This is a genomic window from Pseudomonas fluorescens (genome assembly GCF_900215245.1).
Lineage (GTDB): Bacteria > Pseudomonadota > Gammaproteobacteria > Pseudomonadales > Pseudomonadaceae > Aquipseudomonas > Aquipseudomonas fluorescens.
Window position 1 is genome coordinate 5380329 of the sequence record NZ_LT907842.1, and the last position, 20903, is coordinate 5401231.

General features: G+C 60.8%; 16 protein-coding genes and 2 pseudogenes. 6 read left to right on the forward strand and 12 right to left on the reverse strand.

The annotated features are described in order from the left end of the window. Nucleotides 1-10: 10 nt before the first annotated feature. Nucleotides 11-1471, forward strand: a complete 1461-nt coding sequence (gene xylB / locus CPH89_RS24880; protein ID WP_053256122.1) for a xylulokinase — start codon at nucleotides 11-13, stop codon at nucleotides 1469-1471. A 73-nt stretch (nucleotides 1472-1544) separates the two neighbouring features. On the opposite strand, the gene CPH89_RS24885 is transcribed toward xylB, so the two are convergent. Together CPH89_RS24885 and CPH89_RS24890 are read right to left on the reverse strand one after the other, a co-directional pair. Then, entirely contained in the window at nucleotides 1545-2393 is an 849-nt protein-coding gene (locus CPH89_RS24885; RefSeq protein WP_053256121.1) for an NmrA family NAD(P)-binding protein, read from the reverse strand. Between the two features lie 101 nt (nucleotides 2394-2494). Further along, the gene (locus tag CPH89_RS24890; RefSeq protein ID WP_053256120.1) at nucleotides 2495-2935 is read right to left on the reverse strand and encodes an Lrp/AsnC family transcriptional regulator; all 441 of its coding nucleotides are present in this window, start codon (nucleotides 2933-2935) and stop codon (nucleotides 2495-2497) included. A gap of 109 nt (nucleotides 2936-3044) precedes the next feature. Here CPH89_RS24890 and CPH89_RS24895 point away from each other — a divergent pair, with 109 nt between their 5' ends. Beyond that, nucleotides 3045-3950, forward strand: a complete 906-nt coding sequence (locus CPH89_RS24895; RefSeq protein ID WP_053256119.1) for a DMT family transporter — start codon at nucleotides 3045-3047, stop codon at nucleotides 3948-3950. On the opposite strand, the gene CPH89_RS24900 is transcribed toward CPH89_RS24895, so the two are convergent. Both CPH89_RS24900 and CPH89_RS24905 read right to left on the reverse strand, forming a co-directional pair. After that, a complete protein-coding gene (locus CPH89_RS24900) occupies nucleotides 3928-5907 on the reverse strand; it encodes a peptidase U32 family protein (protein WP_053256118.1) in 1980 nt (659 codons plus the stop codon). The two genes, CPH89_RS24895 and CPH89_RS24900, sit on opposite strands and share 23 nt — an antisense overlap. 79 nt (nucleotides 5908-5986) lie before the next feature. Further along, nucleotides 5987-6367: a RidA family protein gene (locus tag CPH89_RS24905; protein ID WP_053256117.1), complete on the reverse strand. Its 381-nt coding sequence runs from the start codon at nucleotides 6365-6367 to the stop codon at nucleotides 5987-5989. A 270-nt stretch (nucleotides 6368-6637) separates the two neighbouring features. Between CPH89_RS24905 and CPH89_RS30970 the strand changes: the two are divergent. Next, a pseudogene (locus CPH89_RS30970) lies at nucleotides 6638-7267 on the forward strand (PAS domain-containing protein); the annotation flags it as partial. A 159-nt stretch (nucleotides 7268-7426) separates the two neighbouring features. Then, nucleotides 7427-7903, forward strand: a pseudogene (locus CPH89_RS30975) (methyl-accepting chemotaxis protein); the annotation flags it as partial. Between the two features lie 47 nt (nucleotides 7904-7950). Here CPH89_RS30975 and CPH89_RS24915 read toward each other — a convergent pair. Beyond that, nucleotides 7951-9273: an OprD family porin gene (locus tag CPH89_RS24915; protein WP_053256115.1), complete on the reverse strand. Its 1323-nt coding sequence runs from the start codon at nucleotides 9271-9273 to the stop codon at nucleotides 7951-7953. 700 nt (nucleotides 9274-9973) lie between these two features. Between CPH89_RS24915 and CPH89_RS24920 the strand changes: the two genes are divergently transcribed. Beyond that, nucleotides 9974-10237, forward strand: a complete 264-nt coding sequence (locus tag CPH89_RS24920) for a hypothetical protein (protein ID WP_141125130.1) — start codon at nucleotides 9974-9976, stop codon at nucleotides 10235-10237. Between the two features lie 58 nt (nucleotides 10238-10295). On the opposite strand, the gene CPH89_RS24925 is transcribed toward CPH89_RS24920, so the two are convergent. The 4 genes from CPH89_RS24925 to CPH89_RS24940 form a co-directional block, all read right to left on the reverse strand. Next, the gene (locus tag CPH89_RS24925) at nucleotides 10296-11165 is read right to left on the reverse strand and encodes an isocitrate lyase/PEP mutase family protein (RefSeq protein WP_053256113.1); all 870 of its coding nucleotides are present in this window, start codon (nucleotides 11163-11165) and stop codon (nucleotides 10296-10298) included. Between the two features lie 179 nt (nucleotides 11166-11344). After that, nucleotides 11345-14398 carry an efflux RND transporter permease subunit gene (locus CPH89_RS24930; RefSeq protein WP_053256112.1) on the reverse strand — a complete coding sequence of 1018 codons (3054 nt, stop codon included), beginning with the start codon at nucleotides 14396-14398 and terminating at the stop codon, nucleotides 11345-11347. Nucleotides 14399-14407: 9 nt separating this feature from the next. Next, nucleotides 14408-15520: an efflux RND transporter periplasmic adaptor subunit gene (locus CPH89_RS24935; protein ID WP_171902604.1), complete on the reverse strand. Its 1113-nt coding sequence runs from the start codon at nucleotides 15518-15520 to the stop codon at nucleotides 14408-14410. Between the two features lie 104 nt (nucleotides 15521-15624). Continuing rightward, nucleotides 15625-17208: an efflux transporter outer membrane subunit gene (locus CPH89_RS24940; protein WP_111769724.1), complete on the reverse strand. Its 1584-nt coding sequence runs from the start codon at nucleotides 17206-17208 to the stop codon at nucleotides 15625-15627. Nucleotides 17209-17592: 384 nt separating this feature from the next. On the opposite strand from CPH89_RS24940, the gene CPH89_RS24945 reads away from it, so the two are divergent. Then, nucleotides 17593-18537, forward strand: coding sequence for a cupin domain-containing protein (locus CPH89_RS24945; RefSeq protein ID WP_053256110.1), 945 nt, complete (start codon nucleotides 17593-17595; stop codon nucleotides 18535-18537). A gap of 39 nt (nucleotides 18538-18576) precedes the next feature. On the opposite strand, the gene CPH89_RS24950 is transcribed toward CPH89_RS24945, so the two are convergent. From CPH89_RS24950 to CPH89_RS24960, 3 genes are all read right to left on the reverse strand, one after another. Beyond that, nucleotides 18577-19485, reverse strand: coding sequence for a LysR family transcriptional regulator (locus CPH89_RS24950; RefSeq protein WP_053256109.1), 909 nt, complete (start codon nucleotides 19483-19485; stop codon nucleotides 18577-18579). Nucleotides 19486-19638: 153 nt separating this feature from the next. Continuing rightward, the gene (locus CPH89_RS24955; protein ID WP_053256108.1) at nucleotides 19639-20127 is read right to left on the reverse strand and encodes an Hcp family type VI secretion system effector; all 489 of its coding nucleotides are present in this window, start codon (nucleotides 20125-20127) and stop codon (nucleotides 19639-19641) included. Nucleotides 20128-20243: 116 nt separating this feature from the next. Beyond that, the gene (locus CPH89_RS24960) at nucleotides 20244-20888 is read right to left on the reverse strand and encodes a response regulator (RefSeq protein ID WP_053256107.1); all 645 of its coding nucleotides are present in this window, start codon (nucleotides 20886-20888) and stop codon (nucleotides 20244-20246) included. Nucleotides 20889-20903: the final 15 nt, after the last annotated feature.

Here is a 20903-nt window from a genome sequence, read left to right on the forward strand (position 1 = left end):
TGATCCGCGTATGAGCAGTCCTGTTTCCCTCGGCATAGACCTCGGCACTTCGGAACTCAAGGCGATCCTAATGGACGTTGACGGCGAGGTGCTGGCCCACGCCGGCGTGCGTTTGAGCGTGTCGCGGCGCCACAGCGGCTGGTCCGAACAAGCGCCGCAAGACTGGTGGCACGCCTGTTTGCAGGCGCTGGAGCAGTTGCGTGCCCATGAGGCGTTTGCCCGGGTGGCGTGTATCGGCCTGTCGGGGCAGATGCACGGCGCGGTGCTGCTGGGGGATGACGATCGCGTGCTGTACCCGGCAATCCTGTGGGACGACTCGCGCGCGGTGGCCGAGGCCGAACAACTCGGCGCCGGCTTTGCCGAGGTCACCGGCAGCTTGCCCATGGCCGGGCTCACGGCGCCGAAATTGCTCTGGCTGCAGCGGCACGAACCCGAGGTATTCAAGGCGATTGATTGCGTGCTATCCCCCAAGGATTACCTGCGCTTGCGGTTGACGGGCGAGCGCATCAGCGAGATGTCGGATGCCGCCGGCACACTGTGGCTGGATGTGGCGCAGCGTGAGTGGTTTGCGCCCATGGTGGGTGCCACGGGCCTGACGCTGGCGCAGATGCCCAGGCTGGTGGAAGGCGGCGCGGCAAGTGGGTGTTTGAAGGCGAGCGGGTTGGGCCTGTCGCCCGAGGTGGTGATTGCCGGCGGTGGCGGCGATAACCCGGTGGCCGCCGTCGGTATCGGCGCAATCAACGCCGGTGACGGCTTCATTACGCTGGGCACCAGCGCGGCGATTGTGGCGATCACCGATCATGCCGCCGGGAATCCGGCCAGTGCCGTGCACAGCTTCTGTCACGCGCTGCCCAACCGCTGGTACACCATGGGCGCGATGCTCGCCGGTGCCAGTTGTTTGCGTTGGGTCACGCGGCTCACCGGTACGCCGGATGAGCAGACGTTGTTGGATCAGGTGCAGGCCCAATTGCCCATTGCACAGCTCGTGCCATTGGACACGCCGCTGTTTCTGCCGTACCTGGCCGGTGAGCGCACACCGCATAACGATCCTTTATTGCGCGGCGGCTTTATGAGCCTGGGCCACGATTGCACGCCAGCCATGCTCGGTTATGCGGTGATGGAAGGCGTCGGGTTTGGTTTGCTCGATGCCTTGCACGCCGTGCAATCGGCCGGCGCCAACGTCGCGGCATGCGCCCTGGTCGGTGGCGGCGCACGCAGCGAATACTGGGCGCAGTTGCTGGCCAATATCCTGCAGCGCGAGATATTCACCTTGCACGGCAGTGAATTGAGCGCCTGCATTGGCGCCGCGAAGCTTGGGTTTCTGGCGATCGGGCAGGGTGCCGCCTTGTTGCAGGCGGGCATGCCGGTCAAGGCACGGTACTTGCCGGACACCGCGCAGCAGCCAAGGCTGCAAGCGCGTTATCGCCAGTTCCAGGGGTTACACGCTGCGGCAACGGCGCTGCACGACTGATCAAGCGCCTGGTGACGGTTGTTGTGGCAAGCCCGCTCGCCACCGCTGCGGGGGCCGCACTGAATTATCCGGTTTAACTGGCCAGACTGCGCAGTACGCGGTCCAGCGAGGTGGTGCCCTTGAGCACGGCGTCGTGTTCGAAACAGATCCAGCCTTCGTTGAACCCATCAACCATGCGCATGCGCGGCATTGGGTGTTGTGCGCCTTGGGCGCGAAGCAAGCTTTCCCAGCGCTCGCGTTCGACCACTTCGGCCTTCACGTCACGGCCCAGGATGTGCCCCAGGGCCTGGGCAATGTCGTTCGGGCTCACCCATTGGCCTTCCAACTCAACCACGCGGCGGCCGGCCCAGTCTTGCTGCAACAACTGCGCGGCGAGGGTGCCGATGTCGGCCGTGGCAACCATCGGCACGCGCTTGTCGAGCGGTTGCAGGAAACTATGGATCCGCCCGGTGTCACGCGCGGTGCTGACATCGTACGCCGCGTTCTCCATGAACCAGGCCGGGCGCAGGAATGTCACGGGAATGTCCAAAGCGCTGAGCGCTTGCTCCATCAGCGTGCGCTGAGTCAGCAGGTTGAGCGTTGTGGCTTGGGCGCCGATGGTCGACAGGCACAGCACCTTGTGGGGCGCGGCGGCCTTGAGCGCCTGGCTGACGGCGGCGATCACCGCACGTGCTTCCGGAAAGCCGGGCTGCGGGTCAAATTCCGACGGCGGCAGAATGAACACGCCCGTGGCACCTTTGAACGCTTCAGTCAGTGCGTGTGCATCTTCCATCCGGGCCAAGGCGATCTCGCAACCCAGGTCGGCCCAATAAGCCGCTTTGCTGGCATCGCGAATCACCGCGCGCACCGGTTGCTGCGCTGCGAGGAGCGCATGCGCCAACGCGCCGCCGACCTTGCCTGTGATACCTGTAATGACGTACATGAGCGTTACACCTCTGGGTTCCAATGAAGGGAGCCCAGCATAAAGACCCGCCTGCGATGACAGAATAGCGATTCCGTCACTGCTTTAATGACCCCCAGTCATTAATCAGCCAGCGGTGGCAAACGCCGTTTTACCGGGGTTTTCTTGACGATGGCGGTGTTGGTTTCGGCATACGCGTTGAGCCGGTCGAGCAGGCTGTCGAGGTGGTCCATGGTGCGCACGTGCAGGCGGGCGATAAAGCAGTCATCGCCGGTGACTTTGTCGCACTCGGTGAACTCCGGGATCGCCTGGATCTGGCGCTCCACCTCCTGCAATTGGCCAGGCAACGGCCGGATGCGCACGATGGCTTGCAACAAGTAGCCGAAGTGCCTGGGGTCGATATCGACGGTGTAGTGGGTCAGCACGCCGCGCTCTTCGAGGCGCCGCAGGCGTTCGCCGACACTCGGCGATGACAGCCCGGTGATGCCCGCCAGGGCCTTGAGGGACAGGCGCGAGTCGTCCATCAAAGCGGCGATCAGTTGCTGGTCGATGGTGTCAATCATGCGATGTGCCTAATAAGAAAAGGTGATTGCGGCGTTTTGCCTTTTTTAGTCGCTGGAGCGGCTGACACGCAGATTGCCATAATTGAGCCTCACTTGAGGAGCCTCTATCGTGGACACATCTATCCGTCGCGGGTCGTGGGAAATGGTTGCCGCCATGCTGATTTCGGGCAGCATCGGCTGGTTTGTGCTGGTGTCGGGCGTCTCGGTGATCGAAGTGGTGTTCTGGCGCTGCGTGATAGGCGCGCTGACCTTGTTGCTGGTCTGTGCGTTGCTGGGTTACCTGCGACTGAACCTGCTCACCTGGGCCAAGCTTGGCCTGGCGATGCTCAGCGGCGTGGCCATTGTCGGCAACTGGTTGCTGTTGTTCGAATCCTATTCGCGCGCGTCCATCGCCATCAGTACCGCGGTGTATAACGTGCAGCCGTTCATGCTGGTGATGCTGGCGGCGGTATTGCTCGGCGAAAAGATCACCGTGCAGAAACTCGCGTGGTTGAGCGTGGCGTTCCTGGGCATGTTGGCGATTGTCACCGCCCATGGCGAGCAGCAACGCGGTGGCGGGGATTATCTGGCGGGTATCGCGTTGGCCCTGGGCGCGGCGTTCTTATATGCGATTGCGGCGCTGATCATCAAGCGCTTGAAGGAAGTGCCGCCGCACTTGATGGCGTTGATTCAAGTGATCACTGGCGCATTGCTGTTGGCGCCGCTGGTGCCTTGGAACAGCTTGCCCGCGACCACAAATGCCTGGGCTGCACTGGTTACGCTGGGCGTTGTGCACACCGGCCTGATGTATGTGTTGCTGTACGGGGCGATCCAGAAACTGCCGACCGCGATTACTGGGGCGCTGTCGTTTATCTACCCTATTGCGGCGATTTTTGTCGACTGGCTTGCCTTTGGGCATCGCCTGGGTTGGCTGCAATGGCTGGGGGTTGTTGCGATTCTGTTCGCGGCAGCGGGGTTGCAGCGGGGCTGGTGGTGGCCCCGCTCCCCAAGGGCTAGTGCGTGCCCTGAAAGATGATATTTTCCGGGTCGAAATGGCCCACGCCGCTGCCCGGCAGCGGTAAGCCAAGGATATGCCCCTTGATCTTGCCCACCACGTGCATCTCGCATGGCTTGCAGTCGAATTTCAAGGTCAGCACTTCGTCGCCGTGGATCAACTGCATCGGCGCGACTTTGGTCTTCACGCCCGTCACACCCTTGGCCTGTTTAGGGCACAGGTTGAACGAGAACCGCAGGCAATGCTTGGTGATCATCACTGGCACTTCGCCGGTTTCTTCGTGGGCTTCAAAGGCAGCGTCGATCAGCTTCACGCCGTGACGGTGGTAGAAGTCGCGGGCCTTCTGGTTGTAGACGTTGGCCAGGAATGACAGGTGCGCTTCCGGGTACACCGGCGGCGGCGTGGTCTCGGCCTTGCGCCCACCTCGTGGGTGCGCTGCAACGCGTGCGGCCGTCAGCGCTTCGATCACTTCGCGGCGCAGTGCCTTGAGTTGCGAGTTGGGGATGAAGAACGCCTGTGGCGCATCCAGCTCGATGTGCGTGGCGTGGTACTCGGTGGTGCCGAGTTGGCCGAGCAAATCGCGCAGTGTCTCCAGCGCTTGTTCCGGCTTGTTGGCCACGCCAAACGGGCCGGGCAGGGTGACGCTGGCGCGGATGCCTTCTTCGCTGGTGGCGGTGACTTCCAGCTGATCTTCTCGCAGGCGTGCCACCCACGACAGACCGATACGGCGCTCGGCCGAGGTCTTGAGCAGCGCCTGTTGCCAGTTATGGTCCAGGTTGCGGTTCAGCGGGTGATTCGGGCGCAGTTGGTGCAGCCCGGCCGGCATCTCGTTCGGCTCGACGCGGTAACGGTAGCGTTTCTCGCCGTCTTCCTCGAACTCGCCTTTGGCTTCTGCAATGTTGGCGCGGAAACCCACGACTTCGCGCTTGATCAGCACATTCAGGCCGTCGCCGTTGGACAGCGGCTCATGGGTGACCACCTGCAGGTCGCGCTTGCCGGCTTTTTCCACCACGCCCACCGGCAAACCGGTGAACGTCGGGGTGTCGAAAGCGCCGATGTCGATCTTGCGATCACTGACGAAGTAGTCGGTGCTGCCACGGTGGAAGGTTTTTTCCGGGTCGGGCAGGAAGAAATGCGCGGTGCGGCCGCTGGACGCGCGGGCAAGGTCCGGGCGGTCTTCGAGGATGTCGTCGAGACGCTGGCGGTAATAGGCGGTGATGTTCTTCACATAACCCATGTCCTTGTAGCGGCCTTCGATCTTGAACGAACGCACACCGGCTTCGACCAGTGCGCGCAGGTTGGCGCTCTGGTTATTGTCTTTCATCGACAGCAGGTGCTTTTCAAAGGCCACGACGCGGCCCTGGTCATCTTTCAAGGTGTACGGCAGGCGGCAGGCCTGGGAGCAGTCGCCACGGTTGGCACTGCGGCCATTCTGCGCGTGGGAAATGTTGCACTGCCCGGAAAACGCCACGCACAAGGCGCCGTGGATAAAGAACTCGATGGCTGCATCGGTTTCATCGGCGATCGCGCGGATTTCCTGCAGGTTCAGCTCACGGGCCAATACCAACTGCGAGAAACCGGCCTGGTCGAGAAACTTGGCGCGGCCCAGGGTGCGGATGTCGGTCTGGGTGCTGGCGTGCAGCTCAATCGGCGGAATATCCAGCTCCATCACGCCCAGGTCTTGCACGATCAGCGCATCGACACCGGCGTCGTACAGCTGATGGATCAGCTTGCGCGCAGGTTCCAGCTCGTTGTCATGCAGGATGGTGTTGATGGTGGTGAACACGCGAGCGTGGTAACGGCGGGCGAATTCGACCAGTTGAGCGATATCGCTCACCTCGTTACACGCATTGTGGCGGGCGCCGAAGCTTGGGCCGCCGATGTAGATGGCGTCGGCGCCATGCAAGATGGCCTCGCGCGCGATGGCGACATCGCGGGCAGGGCTGAGCAATTCCAGGTGATGCTTGGGCAAGGACATAGTTTTTTAGTCAGGCTTGTCACGGTTGAGGCGCGCATTGTAGCTGTGAAATGCCTGACCGGCATCTACCGCAGGGCTGTCAGGCCTTGGCGGCCATCGCGGTGACTTCCACCCGCATGCCTTCAACGGCCAGGGCCGCTACACCGACGGCCGCGCGAACAGGCCAGGGCTTGGCAAAAAATCGCTTATAGACTTCGTTGAATGCAGCCCGATCAGCCATGTCGGTGAGGTAGATGGTCAGGTGCATGACCCGATCCATCGAACTGCCGGCCTTTTCGAGCGCCACTTTCAAGGCTTGCAACGTGCATTCGCTTTGCAGGGTGATATCACCCAGTTCCAGGCTACCGTCGGCGTGGGTCGGGATCTGTGTGGAGACCAGAATGCCGTTGAAGCCAATGACGTCGGAGGAAATGGAATCGGCATCCGGGTCGGGGGTGTAGGTCAGGTCGTGGTTGGCCATGATGGTTTCCTGGCAGGTAAAAAGGGCCGTCAATTTAAACACAGGGTCACTGCAAATCGGCGCAAAGACAGCAGAGAATTGGCGTCAATTAATAATTATTTTTCGACTATAAAGTTGCCTGTGCCCAAGTCGATAGTGCAATGAAGCAGCCCAGATTCTGCGCACAAACGAGGGTAGGTCATGTTCAATAAAACACTCAAAACAGAACTGACGGCCAGGACGGCCGAAGTTGTCGAGTATAAAGGACTGATTACTGCACTCGAGCGCTCTATGGCGGTGGTCGAATTCGACACCAATGGAAAAGTGCTGCGCGCCAACGAAAACTTTATGAACACCCTGAGCTATAGCGCCGAGCAATTGGTCGGCAAGGCTCATCGTGATTTCTGCTTGCCTGCGCTGACCAGCAGCCCGGCCTATGCGGCGTTATGGAACGACCTCAAGGCGGGAAAATTCGTCTCAGGTACGTTCAAGCGCGTAACCCGTGACGGCCGGGTAGTGTGGCTGGAGGCCAGTTACAACCCGGTGCTGGATGAGCGTGGCCAGGTCCTTAAAGTGGTCAAGTACGCGTTGGACGTTACCCGCAAAGTCGAACAGGAGGCGGCCACCCACAGCAAACTGGTCGCGCTGGACCGAGCGATGGCGGTCATCGAGTTTGACTTGAAAGGGCAAATCCTGGACGCCAATGAAAACTTCCTCAACGTGATGGGGTATTCGCTCGCCGAACTCAAAGGCAAACACCACCGCATGTTTTGCGAGCCCGAGTTGATCAACAGCAATGAATACACCGACTTCTGGCGCCGCCTTAACAATGGCGAATTCTTTACCGGGCAATTCAAGCGTCTGGGCAAGCACGGTCGCGTCGTCTGGCTGGAAGCCAGTTACAACCCGGTGTATGACGGCGATGGCACTTTGATCAAGATCGTCAAGTTTGCCAGCGACATTACCGAGCGCGTGGAAAAGTTCGAGGAAGATTCGCGCGGCGCTTCACGGGCTTACCATATTTCATCCGAAACCGAGCGATTCGCCGAGCATGGCACACAGGTGATTCAAGAAACCGCCAGTGAAATGCGCCGGATTGCCGACAACATCGGCGTCTCCGCGCGGCTGGTGGGCCAACTGGGCGATCGCTCCGAACAAATTACCGCCATCGTCAATACCATCCGTGGCATCGCTGACCAGACCAATCTGCTCGCGCTCAACGCTGCCATCGAGGCGGCGCGGGCAGGTGATCAGGGCCGTGGCTTCGCGGTGGTGGCCGATGAGGTACGGCAACTGGCAGGGCGGACCAGCGGTTCAACAGCAGAGATTGCCGAGATGATCAGCATGATCCTGTCGGAAACCCGTGATGCCGTTGCCAGCATGAATGCCACTCAGGAAGGCGCGCAGCGTGGCGTGAGCCTGGCTGACCAGGCGGGCTCGGTGATTCTGCAGATCCGCACCAGCACCAGCGATGCCGTACAAGCCGTGAGCATGTTTGCTTCAAAGCTGGATGAGTCTGAGGTGATTCCGAAAACCGCGGTCGGCTGGGTGGGATAACGGCGGAGCGCCGGCCGGCACAACAGCCGGTCGGCGCACTGACTGCCTTACAAAAGCGTGAACGGGTAGTCGACGATCACCCTCAGCTCATTCAACTTGCCGTCGCGCTGATCGGCATTCGATGAAACCATGGCGTCACGCACGCGCAGCGACAGGTTTTTCGCCGGGCCGCTCTGCAGCACGTATTTGGCCTCCACATCGGTTTCGTGGTGATCGCCATCCGCGCCGTAGTCGCCGGCATAGGCGCTGTTGGCCGGGGTGTGGGTGCCATTGATGTCCGAGCCATTGATGTAGCGGGTCATGAAGCTCAGGCCGGGCACGCCATAACTGGCCATGTTCAGGTCATACCGCACGCCCCAGGATTGTTCCCCCGGGCCGTTGAAGTCGCCCCATTGCACCGAGTTGGCCAGCAAGACCGAGTCGCCGCCTTCGCCTGCGCCGTTGTCGCCGGTGCCGATGTAGTCGAACGGCGTGTCGCCATGCACTTTCTGGAACGACAACGTCACAGTGTGCGCGGCCAGGAACGAATAGGCCGCCGCCACCGAGTAGGTGGTGTTGTTGATTGCCCCGGCTTTGGCGCTGCCGGTGTCGAGGGTGCGGTACAGGTTGCCGTCCAGTGCCAGCGACTGGTCATGCGCCAATGGCAATACATAATTGAGGTTGGTGTAGTACTGGCGCCAGATATCTTCCAGCTCGCCGGCATACACGGTCGCGCTCAAAGACGGCGTGAAGGTGTATTTGCCGCCGATGAAACTGGCACTGTTGGCGGCCACGTTGGCGTAGGTCGCATAGATATCGTGGTCATGGTTGCTGGTCATGCCGCTGTTGGTGCTGGTGAAATGCCCGGCTTCCAGGTCCAGGCCGGCGATTTCGCTGCTGGTCAGGTCAAAGCCGGTGGCCGTCTGCGGCAAAATTCGTGTGCCGCCAGTGGCGAAGACCGGCGCGGTGGGCTGCATATCACCGAATTTCAGCTGAGTCTTGGAGACCTTGATCTTCACCGCAGCGCCCACCGAACCGTAGCCATTGGCAGGGTCGCCATTTCGGTCGGTGGGCAGCTCACCGGTGCCGGCATCTGCGTGGGTGGCGTCGAGCTTCATCGCGCCGTAAGCGTAGGCATCCACGCCAAACCCAATAGTGCCCTGGGTAAAGCCCGAGGCGTAATTGAGCATCGCGCCCTGGGTCCAGTCGCGGTTGTCGGCCTTGCCGCTTTGGCGATCGCGGTCGAAGTAATAGTTGCGCAACAGGCCGGTCATGCTGCTGCCCTCGATAAAGCCTTTGGAATCTGCCTGGTCGGTGACGGACTCGGCGAAGGCCAGTTGGCTGACGCTGGCACACACCGCCAACGTTAACAGGCTCCACTGTTTGATCATGTTGTTACTTCCCCGGAATAATTAACGCGTGCACAGAAACACCGCATTTTTTTGGACGGAACTTAAGCTGGAATGGGCAGATGTTTTCAGGTGAGCGACAGGCTGTTTTTATTGTGCTCGACGTGTTTGTCGAGGCTGATTTTTATCATATTTTTTGCCACCTGCAGCGCGGCCGTTGATTAAACTCGATTAATTAAACTTCACCTCTTTTAATCCGCCACAGGTGTAGCGTTGATAGGGTCTTAGCCGCTCTGCTTCGACAAAACCTTTGGTTTGCCGCCGCAGGCTCTGCGGCGGATTTTTTAGACATGGTCAACTCAACTTAGCTCACTGTTTAAACTCGGAAATGGCCATTCACTAGTGGCGATATAACTCTGCGCGTCACAATTATTCGTTTTTATCTAGACTGTTGCACCGACGCGCCAATAATCCTCTCGCTTACGTCACAGCCAGGCGACAGCTACGCGATCAACGCCGACAGTGCGCGTAACAAACAGCAAGCGGTTTGGTACACAGGGCTCACGGAGCAGCGCAAGGGTTTCGGCGTCACGCCGCCGCCACTCGACGCCATCATCACGCCGAAAAATGGCGACGTTGATGTGGGTAATCCCAACACCCATTACTGACTGCAGATGGACTTTGCCAGCCACACCGTCGAAGTGGCGGCGTGGGTGTTCTCGCCGCTTGCCGCGAAAAATACATGCCCTATCATGGCGCACGCTTTCCTCTTAACAAGGACCAGAGGCCTCATGAATTGCTGGCCGATGACGGTGGCCTCAAAGGCATCGGCTACAACAATGGTCGCGGGTTTGCCCCGTATGGCTCGGGCCCCAGCTGGCGTTCCGATGGGCAAGGCGGCTATGAGGGCACCGGCGAGTACCGCAAGCGTGGGTATAAGTCTGATGGCCGTGGCGGCTATATCGGCACCGGCAATAATAGGGGAGGGCGCTGGAAACCCGATTGAAGCTGCGCTCGCCAGAGGAACGCGGTGCTGATTGTTTCAATCAGCACCGTCGCGACGCTTACTCTTTAACGTCCATGAACTCAGCAGCCCACGCCACGTAGCTCTCCGGCAGCGTGTAGGTATGCGTCAGTTCAGTCGCGCTGAGGTTCGAGGTGCTGCTGGTCATCTTGCGCTGGGCGCGCAGGCTGTCGTAAGTCGCCTTGATCGAGGCGAAGTAGGCGCCGTGGCCGGCCACCACAATGCGCACGCCCAGGCTGGCCAGGCGCTCGCTGTCATTGAGCTTCGGATTGCCGTAGGTCACCAGCATCAGTGGCACGGTGAGGTTTTCTGCGATCTGTTCAAGGTGTTCGAAGTCTTTGACGCCGACCATGCAAATGCCGTCAGCACCGGCATGTTCATAGGCCTTGGTGCGGGCGATGACATCTTCGGTCGGCAATACACCTGCGTTGGTGCGGGCGATGATCGACAGCTGCGGATCGACACGCGCCTCCAGGGCTGCCTTGACCTTGCCGATGCCTTCCTCGACAGAAATCAGGTCGGTGGATTTACGGCCAAACTGGGCAGGCAACAGCGTGTCTTCAATGGTCAGGGCGGCCACCCCGGCACGCTCAAGCTCCTCGACGGTGCGCATCACGTTCAGGGCATTGCCGTAACCGTGGTCGGCGTCAGCGATGAAAGGCAGTTGGGCGACACGGCCAATCCGGGTGGCCTGCTCGACGAACTCACTCAGCGTGATCAATGCAAAATCCGGTGCCGCCAGTACCTGCAAAGACGCGACTGAGCCACCCAGGATACCGACCTCAAACCCCAGGTCTGCCGCGATACGGGCGGACATGGGGTCGAAAACCGAGGCGGTTTCAACGCATATTTTTTTTGCAAGCAATTCACGGAAGTTGCGGCGCAACGCTGAGTGAGAAATCTTCGGCATGTTCTTTCCTGGCTCTGTCATCGTCGAGTGACGATCAATGTCTATTCATGGTGATGCCAGATTACCATGCAGGCGAACCGGGGATTATGACGTTTGAGCATGGGGTAGGCGCCCAACACATGGATTGTTGCTTCACGCTTGGCGGCTGGACACGGCGATAAGGCGCTTTCTGCGCCTAATCACCCATACGCCTGCTGCGCCGTGCCTGCCTCGTGATGGTGCGTCGCGCCAATAAACAGGTACATCGCCGGCACCATGAACAACGTCAACAGCGTGCCGATCGACAGCCCGGCGAAGATCACCAGGCCCATATCATGCCGCCCGGCCGCCCCGGCACCGGAGGCCCAAACCAGTGGCACCACGCCCAGCACCATGGCGGCGGTGGTCATCAGGATCGGGCGCAGGCGCACTGCGGCCGCTTCTTCAATCGCCTCACGCTTGCTGCGGCCTGCGCGCTGCAACTCGTTGGCGAACTGCACGATCAGAATCCCGTGCTTGGTGATCAACCCCAGCAGCGTCACCAGGCCAACCTGGGTGTACACGTTGATAGAGGCGTAGCCCATGGTGATAAAGGCCAGCGCGCCAAACAGGGCCGGCGGCACCGAGAACAGAATCACCACCGGGTCACGGAAACTCTCGAACTGGAAGGCCAGGGCCAGGTAGACGATCAGAATCGAGAACAGCAGCAGGCCGACGAACCCGCCGGACTCCTGGATGAATTGGCGCGATTCACCCGAGAAGTCGGAGGTGTAACCCGAGGGCGCAACCTGGGTCAGGATCGTGTTCAGCTTGGCCAGCAGCTCGCCTTGGGCCACGCCGCTGACGCCCGAGAGCGTGGCCGAGTTGAGTTGCTGAAAGTGGTTGATCGATTCCGGCTGTGTCGACGTCTCGATATGCGCCACCGTACGTGCCTGGATCATGGCGCCTGCGGGGGTACGAATGGAGTAATCGAGAATTTGCTCGGGGTTGAGGCGGTCGACCTGCAACACCTGGGGGATGACCTTGTAAGAGCGCCCGGCGGTGGAGAAGTAGTTGACGTAGTTGCCACCCAGTGCGGCAGACAAGGCGGCACCCACGTCGGCTTGGGTCATGCCCAGCGCGGCAATTTTCTCGCGGTCCACCACCAGCTTGGCTTGTGGCTTGTCCAGCTTCAAATCCATGTCGGAAAACCAGAACAGCTGTTGTTTTTGCGCCTCGGCCATGACTGCCTGTGCGACTTCGTTGAGGTTTTCCACCGAGTCGGTGGTGGTGATCACAAATTGCACCGGCAGCCCTTGGGCGCCTGGCAGTGACGGCAGCGGAAACGCCGCGATCGTGGCGCCGGGCACCTGATTCCATTTTTGCTGCAGATCCAGGATCAGTTGAGCCTGGGAGCGCGTGCGATCTCCCCAGGTCTTGAGCAACACGCCACCCAGGCCCTGGTTCAGTGCCGGCAGGCCGGTCAGCTGGAACATTTGCGCGTATTCCGGCTCTTTGTTGGCGATCTGGAAAGCCTGGTCGGCAATCCGTTCCATTTGTTGTGGCGAGGCCGTCGGCGGGCCTTTGATCTGCATGAAGACCAGCCCCTGGTCTTCGGTGGGGGACAGCTCGCTTTTGGCCGTCATGCCGCTGGCGGCGACCAGCAGGAACAGCACAAAACCAAACGTCACCAGCACCGGCCAGATGTCCAGGCCGCCTGACAGCACACGGTGGTAACGCCCGCGCAGCCAATCAAAGTAGTGGTCGAGCCGGCGTGCGAAACGGCCTTCTTCCTGCCCGGTCTTGAACAGCTTCGAGGTCATCATCGGTGAGAGGGTCAACGCGACCACGGCCGACACGGTCACCGCGCCCGCCAAGGAGAAACAGAACTCCTTGAACAGTGCCCCGGTGAGCCCACTGCGCAGCCCGATAGGCACATACGCAGCAATCAACACCACCGTCATCGCAATGATCGGGCCGCCCAGTTCCCGCGCCGCCAACAGCGCCGCCTCGAGCACGCCTTTGCCTTCTTCCTTGATATGACGGTCGACGTTTTCCACCACAATAATTGCATCGTCGACCACCAGGCCAATCGCCAATACCAACGCGAGCAGGGTCAACAGGTTGATGGAATACCCCAGCAGGTACATCACAAAGAATGTGCCGACCAGCGACAGCGGTATCGCCACCAGTGGCACCACCACCGCGCGGAACGAGCCGAGGAACAGGTAAATGACCACCGAGACAATAATCATCGCCTCAACCAGGGTCTTGACCACCTCGTAGATCGAGGTGTTGATGAACGCGGTGGAGTCATACACGATGTCGCCGCGTACCCCGGTAGGCAGTTGCGACTGCAGTTCGGGGAAGGCCTCGCGCACGCTGTCGGCGACGGTCAGGATGTTCGCGGTGGGCGCCACCTTGATGCCGATGAACACGGAACGCTTGCCGGAAAACGCCACGCTGCTGTCATAGCTTTCGGCGCCGAGGGTGACGGTGGCGACATCTTCCAGGTACACCAGCGCGTCGCCTTTCTGCTTGATCACCAGCCGTTTGAACTCATCCACGCTGTGCAAATCGGTCCCGGCCGTCAGGTCCACCGTCACGGTTTGCCCCCGGGTCGAACCGACGGCAGACAGGTAGTTGTTGTTGGCCAGCGCGGTGGCCACGTCCTGCGCCGTCACGTTATGCGCCGCCAGTTTGTCCGGGTCCAACCAGGCGCGCAGGGCGAACTGGCGCCCGCCGAGGATCTCTGCGGTTTGCACGCCCTGGATCGAATCCAGCTTGGGTTTGACCACCCGCACCAGGTAATCGGTGATGTTATTGGTGGCCAGCGTGTCGCTGTAGAAGCCCAGGTACATGGCGTCTGTGGTCTGCCCGACGGCGATCGTGAGCACCGGCTCCTGGGCCTGGGCCGGCAGTTGGTTCTTGACCGAGTTGACCTGGGTATTGATCTCGGTAAGGGCCTTGCTCGCGTCGTAGTTGAGCCGCAGCGTGGCGGTGATGGTCGAGACCCCGGTGATGCTCGACGAGGACAGGTAGTCAATGCCCTGGGCCTGGGCAATCGCCGACTCGAGCGGCTGGGTAATGAAGCCTGCGACCGTGGACGCGTCTGCACCGTAGTAGGCCGTGGTGATGGTGACCACGGTATTTTCGGTACGTGGCCATTGGTTCACGGGCAATTCGAAGATCGAGCGCAGCCCCAGGATCAAGATAAACAGCGACACAACCACGGCCCAGACCGGTCGCTGAATAAAGGTATCGGTAAGTTTCATGGGGCACCTTTAATGTTCTTGGGGCGTCGGCGCCGGGTCGTTCAGCGGTGCGGTGCTGTTATCGACCTTCACTGCCGAACCGTTTTTGAGCTTCATCTGGCCACTGGTGATCAGCAGATCGCCTTCTTTCACGCCGGACAGAATGGCCACCTGATCACCACGGGTCGGCCCGGTCTTGATGAAGGTTTGCTGCGCGGTGAGTACCGTTTCGCCCTGGTCATTCTTGCTCGACGTGGCGATGAACACCGTGGTGCCGTAAGGGTTATAGGTGACCGACGTTTGGGGCACGGTGAGGTAGCGCTGGGTGGTCCCCGCGTTGACCACTGCGCGGGCAAACATGCCGGGCACCAGGGTTTGTTTGGGGTTCTCGACCGTAGCTTCGACCGTCACGTTGCGTGTGGTTGAATCGAACTGGGTATCGATGGTGCTGATCTTGCCGGTGAAGGTCTGGTTGGACAGGCCATCGGCGGTCACCGACACCGCTTGGCCGATGGCAATAGCCTCCAGTTGGGTTTGCGGCACCGTGAAATCAATGTAAATCGGGTCAAAGGTCTGCAGCGTCGCGATTTTGTCGCCGGGGTTAAGGTACTGGCCGGGGTTGACGCTGGTAATCCCGATGCGCCCGGCAAACGGTGCGCGGATGGTTTTTTTCGCCACCAGCGCGCGTTGCTGTTCGGCGGCGGCGAGCTTGGCCTTCAAGTCGGCAGTGTCGGTATCAACCTGGGCTTGGGACACCGCGTTTACCGCCAGTTGCGCCTTGTCGCGCTTGAGCACGATCACGGCCAGGTCGGCCGTGGCTTCAAGCGAGTGAAGTTGCGCGATGTCGGCGTCGGCATTCAACTGCACGAGCAGTGCCTGGGCCTCGACGCCTTGTCCGGGTTTGAAGCCGATGGTCCGCACAATGCCGCCGACTTCGGTGGTCACATCCACCCCGCGTACGGCTTTCATCGAGCCGACGGCGGTGACACTCGGTTGCCAATCGCTGAAGGGCACCTGCATGGCCGTCACCACCGCGGCGGGCAAGGGCACTTTGGACTGGGCAATCAGCGCTGAAATCTGCACGAATTTCACCCCGGCAATGATCGCGACTATCACCACGACCACCCCGATCATGATCAGCATTGGCCGCCACAGTCGCCGCTTGCGTGGGCTGCCGGGCTGGGGCGGTGGGGCAGCGGCAGTGTTGACTTCAGCCATGGGGTTTCTCGCTGTTTCAGTGATTCAACTCAGTTGAGCCGCGCCGCATCGGCAGGCGCCGCCTTGCTCTTGGTCGGCATGATTTCTTGCCATGACGGCAGGCCGAAACGATCCGGACGGCCCTGGGTGGCGGGATCCACATCCGCGCGGTTCCACCAGCCACCCCCCAATGCCTGGAACAGCGCCGTGGTGTCGCTGTACCGCGCGGCCTGCGCCTTGACGCGCGCCAGCGCGGTGTTCTGGTAGGTTTGTTGGGCGGTCAGCAGGTTGATGTAAGCCACCGCGCCGAGGCGAAACTGCGCCTGTACCAACTCAAGGTTGGCCTGTGCGGAGCGTTCCGCCGCCACCTGCTGGTTGAGCGCATCGGCGTCAGCCTGCAGCGCGCGGAGCGCGTTGGCGACATCCTGGAACGCGGTAATCACTGTGCCGCGATAGCGCGCCGCGGATTCGTCATAGGCCGCCACGGCGGCACGTTTGCGATGTTCAAGTGCGCCGGCATCAAATAGCGGTTGGGTGATCGAACCGGCGAGGCTCCAGACGCCGGAGCCGGCTGAAAACAGCTGGGTGCCGCTGGTCACCGTAGACCCCAAAGACCCGGTGATGCTGAACTGCGGCAACTGGTTGGCGACGGCCACGCCAATGTTGGCACTGGCTTGATGCAGTTGAGCTTGTGCAGAACGCACATCCGGCCGCTGGCCAACGATGGCTGACGGCAAGCTGAGCGGCAGTGCTTGCGGGAGTTGCAGAGACGCCAGGTTGAAGCGCTCGTCCCGATCCTGGTTTGGAAAACGGCCGAGGTAAGCCATCAGCTGGTTGCGCGTTTGCGCCAATTGTTTTTGCAGCAGCGGCAAGGTGGCGCGGGTTTGCGCCAATGCCGTTTGCTGAGTGAGCACGTCGGCATCCCCGATGGCGCCCAGTCGGCGCTGCGCCTGCAGCACATCCAGTTGGCCGCTCTGGAGGCGGATGATTTCTTCGCTGGCGGCGACTTGATCCCGCACAGACGCCAGGCTGATGGCGGTATTGACCACATTGGCGGTCAACGTGAGGTACGTCGCCTCCAGTTGGAAGCGTTGGTACTCGGCTTGCGCTGTGGTCGACTCAATTTGCCGACGGGTGCCGCCGAATACGTCCGGGGCGTAGGAAACGCTCAGCGACGCGGAGCTCACCGTGAGAATCGGCGATTCGGCGAGGCCAGACGTGGCCCCGGAGACTTTCTCGCGGGCTTTCCGCACGTTGCCGCTCACCGAGGGAAACAGCGACGCCTGGTCGGCGTAGACCAGCTCGTTGGCCTGGCGCAACGCTGCTTGTGCGGCGCTCACATCAGGGTTGGCCCGTAAGGCCTCTTCGACCAGGGCGTTCAACGCCGGTGAATGGAACAGCGTCCACCATTGCCCGGGAATATCCATCCCGGCAATCAGCCGCTGCGCCGCGCCACCGACGTCAATGTCGGCCTGGGCGGTGGTGGTGAGTGTTTCCCGCGAGTAGTCGGCATTCGCCGCCACGTCGGGCCGTGTGAAATCAGGCCCGACGGTGCAGCCGGCGAGGGCAACGCACAGCAGGCTGAACGAGGCCAGAAGGTGCGAGGGTCGAAAAAGCGCACAGGCTGGCGCCACTGGGTGCGGTCCCGATGCAAGCTGCCGAGGCTGCTCTTTCATAGTCACTCTGATTGATCAGTTGGTTAACTGCTTTTTGGGTTCAGCAATGAGTGCAGGTGCATCAGGCCGGCCGGCTTGGCGTGACGCGGTTCAAGGCACGCGGGGCAGGTGGGTTGAACGTTAATTCAAGAATCGAGTAACCGCCAATAGACGCAGTCTTCAACGGGCGATGATGGGTGAGGGTTGCGCCTATCCTGCGAGTGTCGGTTGACTGCCCCATTGCGCATAACTGCTGTGCGGCGTGAGGGCTTAATCGCCTGGCGCGCGATCACTATAGTTCGAGCACCGTCGCAACGCCTTGCGAGGCGCTGTGCAATCCAGCCGAAGATTGAGGTGAACATCATGAATCGCGAATTCAAGCCTGACCACGCCCACGCCTTGCCGAGCCACTTGGTGGACGCCGAGTACTTTGAATACAGCAAGGCAGCCAACCCCATCAGCGCCAATCTGATCAGCCGAATTCCGTACCACAATTTCCCGGCATCGCTCTACGACAGCGGCCCCTCGCGGGTGGTACCGCTCGACCTCAGCGATGCACTGGGCTGCGCAGGCCCGGCCACCGGGCCGGGGCTGTGTGCCAATTTCATGCGCCTGAACGCCGGCGACGCACTGACCTTGCACCCCAACGCGACGTCGCAAGTGTTTTATGTGATTGCCGGGGAGGGCCGTGTCGTGCAGGGCGAGCACGCCATCGAATGGTCAGCCGGCTGTTTTATCGCGTTGCCTGGCATGCGGGAAGCGCGTTTCAGCGCATCACAGGATGCGCGACTGTACTACGTGCACGATGAGCCGCTGCTGCGCTATCTGGGGGTGACGCGCAGCACCGACCGTTTCGTGCCAACGCTGTACCCTGCAGCACTGGCCAACCAGAAACTGCGTGAAGCGGCAGATGATCCGCATGCCCAGGATCGCAGCCGTATCAGTATCTTGCTGGGTAATCGCAACTTCCCACAGACCCGCACGGTGACCCATGTGCTCTGGGCAATGTACGGCATTCTGCCGGCGGGCTCGATTCAAAAGCCGCACCGGCACCAGTCGATTGCGCTCGACTTCATCATCGACTGCCCCAAGGGGTGCTACTCACTGGTCGGCACTGAGCTGGATACCGATGGCCAGATCCGCCATCCGGTGCGCGTCGATTGGGCGCCTGGCCTGGCGTTTGTGACGCCACCGGGTTACTGGCACGCGCACTTTAACGAGTCCGACCAGGAAGCGTTCCTGATCCCGATCCAGGACGCCGGGCTGCAAACCTATTTACGCGCGCTGGACATCCGGTTCAGCCAATAGTCGATAACGGCGCCGCCCTGGCCTTGTTGCCGGGCGGTTTTAGCCTTTCCAGTAGGGTGTATCACCCAACTGCTCGACGATAAAGTCGATGAAACACCTGACCTTGGACGACACGATTCGCTTCGGCGGGTAGACGAACCACACCGCATACGCGTGCTCCGCGCCACGGATCTCCCATGGATCGAGCCAGGCTTGCAGTTCACCCGCTTCAAGACTCTTGGCCACCAGCCAGTCAGGCAGCAACGCAAAGCCCAGCCCTTGGCGCGCGGCGATTAACTGAGCATCCAGATCATTGATCCGCACACAGGCGTTATGCACCAGTGGCAACACCTCGTTGGCGCGGGCAAACGCAAAGTGCCCGGCGGCATGCGTACTCACAATCGCCGGCAGGCCGGCGAGGTCTGCCGGCGTTGCCGGAACCGGGTGCTCCCTGCAAAAAGCCGGGCTTGCCACCAGCCTGTACTTGCCGTCGCAGATCTTGCGGGCTTTGAGCGTCGAGTCGGCAAGGGCACCAATGCGTATGGCAAGGTCCACGCCTGAATGGATCAGGTTGACCTGCTCGTCATCCAGCACAAGCTCCAGTTTGATCTGTGGGTAGCGGGCCAGAAACAGGTTAACGACCGGAAGGATATGGTGGCGGGCAAATGCGGGCGGCAAGTTGAGTTTAAGTAACCCTCTGGGTTCCTGGTTCAGTGCCGAGGTGGCCGCTTTGGCTTGTTCAAGTTCATCCAGCACTCTGCGCGCGTGCATCAGAAATGTCTGGCCGCCTTCCGTCAGGTGCAGCATGCGTGTGGACCGGTTGAACAGGGCGATGCCCAGATCCTGCTCAAGATCCTTCACGTAGCGTGAAACCGTTGAGGCCTTGATGCCGAGCCGCTCGGCGGCACGCGAGAAGTTATTGCCTTCAGCGGCTTCGACGAAAGCGGTTAGCGCAGTGAAATAATCCAAGTGCCGCCTCGCTATTGAGGATGAGGAAGAGGCGCTCAGGTTACCGGCTCTTGTCACGCGCGACCATTTAACCCCATGGCCACACTGAAAATGGTCGCTGCAAACACGACCAAGGCTACAGGGCGATAAGCCCCTGCAGCCTTGATTGCGGTCTTACACCTTCGGCGCCAGCCACGAATCTTCGGCTTCAATACCATCTGGCTCGTAGGTCCAGGTGATTTTCTCGTAGGTGAACGCCAGGTCTTCCATGTGCCCCATTTGCTTGTTGTTCGGGTCCAGGCAGTTCGGCGTCCATGACTTCATCGACACCAGCACCGCATTTTCAAGCTTCGCTGTGTAGTACTTCTCCTCGGTGCCCTTGGGCGAAATGCGATAGAACTCCAGGGACACGGTTTTCATTTGCTCACCGGACGTCAAGGCCTGGTAGAGCTTGGGCGAAGCCTTGTCGATTTCCTTGGTCAGGGTCATTGCGCCATGCACGCGCTTGCCTGTAGGAAGCCCGGTTTGCGGGTTTTTCGGGATTTCGATGGTGTGGTCTACGGCCTGCAGGAGGATCTTTCCTTCGTGGCCCTGGACTTTGGTCGAACCTTCGATTTTGCCTTGGTTCTGGCCTTCCAGCGTGAGATAGCAGGGCATGGGCATAACGAGCACTCCAGTTCATTGAGTAAGGTGAACGTACGCGATGGCCTTCAAACCGCTTCGCGATGGAGTCAGATTACTGAGCGCGGGCAACCGCGACCCTCCGGTGAATACCTGAATCATTCTTGGGCGCACACGCCCAGTTTGAACGCCCATTGGGTAAGGTCCGCGGCGTTGTGCGCGTCGAGTTTTTTCATCAGGTTCAAGCGGTGGGTTTCAACCGTTTTCAAGCTGATGCATAACAGTTCGGCGACATCGCGGTTGCGCGCGCCTTCAGCCACCAGCTTGAGGATCTGGCGCTCGCGATCGGTCAGCGTGATGCCCGACTGTGCGCTGGCATTTGCACGCAGCGCGGCGACCTGCTCGGGGTTCAAGTCGGCATCCAGGAATGGCTTGCCCGCGAGCAACGTGGCTATCGCCGTCCTGAGCACCTCACTGGTGCTGCTTTTGAGGACGTAACCGTCCGCGCCGGCATCCAGCGCCAGGGCGGCGTTTTGTTCACTAAGACGAGCAGTGAGGGTCAGCACACGGATACCCGGCCAGCGCTGGCGTATCAGCGGCAGGGCAGAAAGGCCATCCATCACCGGCATGTTCAGGTCCAACAGCAGCAAGTCAGGCGCCAGGGCGCGGCACACATCCAGCGCCTGGCGCCCGTTCTCGGCTTCGCCGACCACTAGGATTCCAGGTGCGTCGAGAAGCAGCGCACGCAACCCCTCACGCATCAGTGGGTGGTCATCTACCAGCACAATCCGATAGTCAGCCATAGGTCATCCTGTATG

Bases quoted from the DNA above. Each gene is read 5' to 3' on its own strand.
- xylB (WP_053256122.1), top strand. From the start codon at position 11: ATGAGCAGTCCTGTTTCCCTCGGCATAGACCTCGGCACTTCGGAACTC.
- CPH89_RS24925 (WP_053256113.1), bottom strand. From the start codon at position 11,165: ATGCCGAAGATTTCTCACTCAGCGTTGCGCCGCAACTTCCGTGAATTG.
- CPH89_RS24890 (WP_053256120.1), bottom strand. From the start codon at position 2,935: ATGATTGACACCATCGACCAGCAACTGATCGCCGCTTTGATGGACGAC.
- CPH89_RS24960 (WP_053256107.1), bottom strand. From the start codon at position 20,888: ATGGCTGACTATCGGATTGTGCTGGTAGATGACCACCCACTGATGCGT.
- CPH89_RS24945 (WP_053256110.1), top strand. From the start codon at position 17,593: ATGAATCGCGAATTCAAGCCTGACCACGCCCACGCCTTGCCGAGCCAC.
- CPH89_RS24930 (WP_053256112.1), bottom strand. From the start codon at position 14,398: ATGAAACTTACCGATACCTTTATTCAGCGACCGGTCTGGGCCGTGGTT.
- CPH89_RS24885 (WP_053256121.1), bottom strand. From the start codon at position 2,393: ATGTACGTCATTACAGGTATCACAGGCAAGGTCGGCGGCGCGTTGGCG.
- CPH89_RS24915 (WP_053256115.1), bottom strand. From the start codon at position 9,273: ATGATCAAACAGTGGAGCCTGTTAACGTTGGCGGTGTGTGCCAGCGTC.
- CPH89_RS24935 (WP_171902604.1), bottom strand. From the start codon at position 15,520: ATGCTGATCATGATCGGGGTGGTCGTGGTGATAGTCGCGATCATTGCC.
- CPH89_RS24905 (WP_053256117.1), bottom strand. From the start codon at position 6,367: ATGGCCAACCACGACCTGACCTACACCCCCGACCCGGATGCCGATTCC.
- CPH89_RS24955 (WP_053256108.1), bottom strand. From the start codon at position 20,127: ATGCCCATGCCCTGCTATCTCACGCTGGAAGGCCAGAACCAAGGCAAA.
- CPH89_RS24900 (WP_053256118.1), bottom strand. From the start codon at position 5,907: ATGTCCTTGCCCAAGCATCACCTGGAATTGCTCAGCCCTGCCCGCGAT.
- CPH89_RS24920 (WP_141125130.1), top strand. From the start codon at position 9,974: ATGCCCTATCATGGCGCACGCTTTCCTCTTAACAAGGACCAGAGGCCT.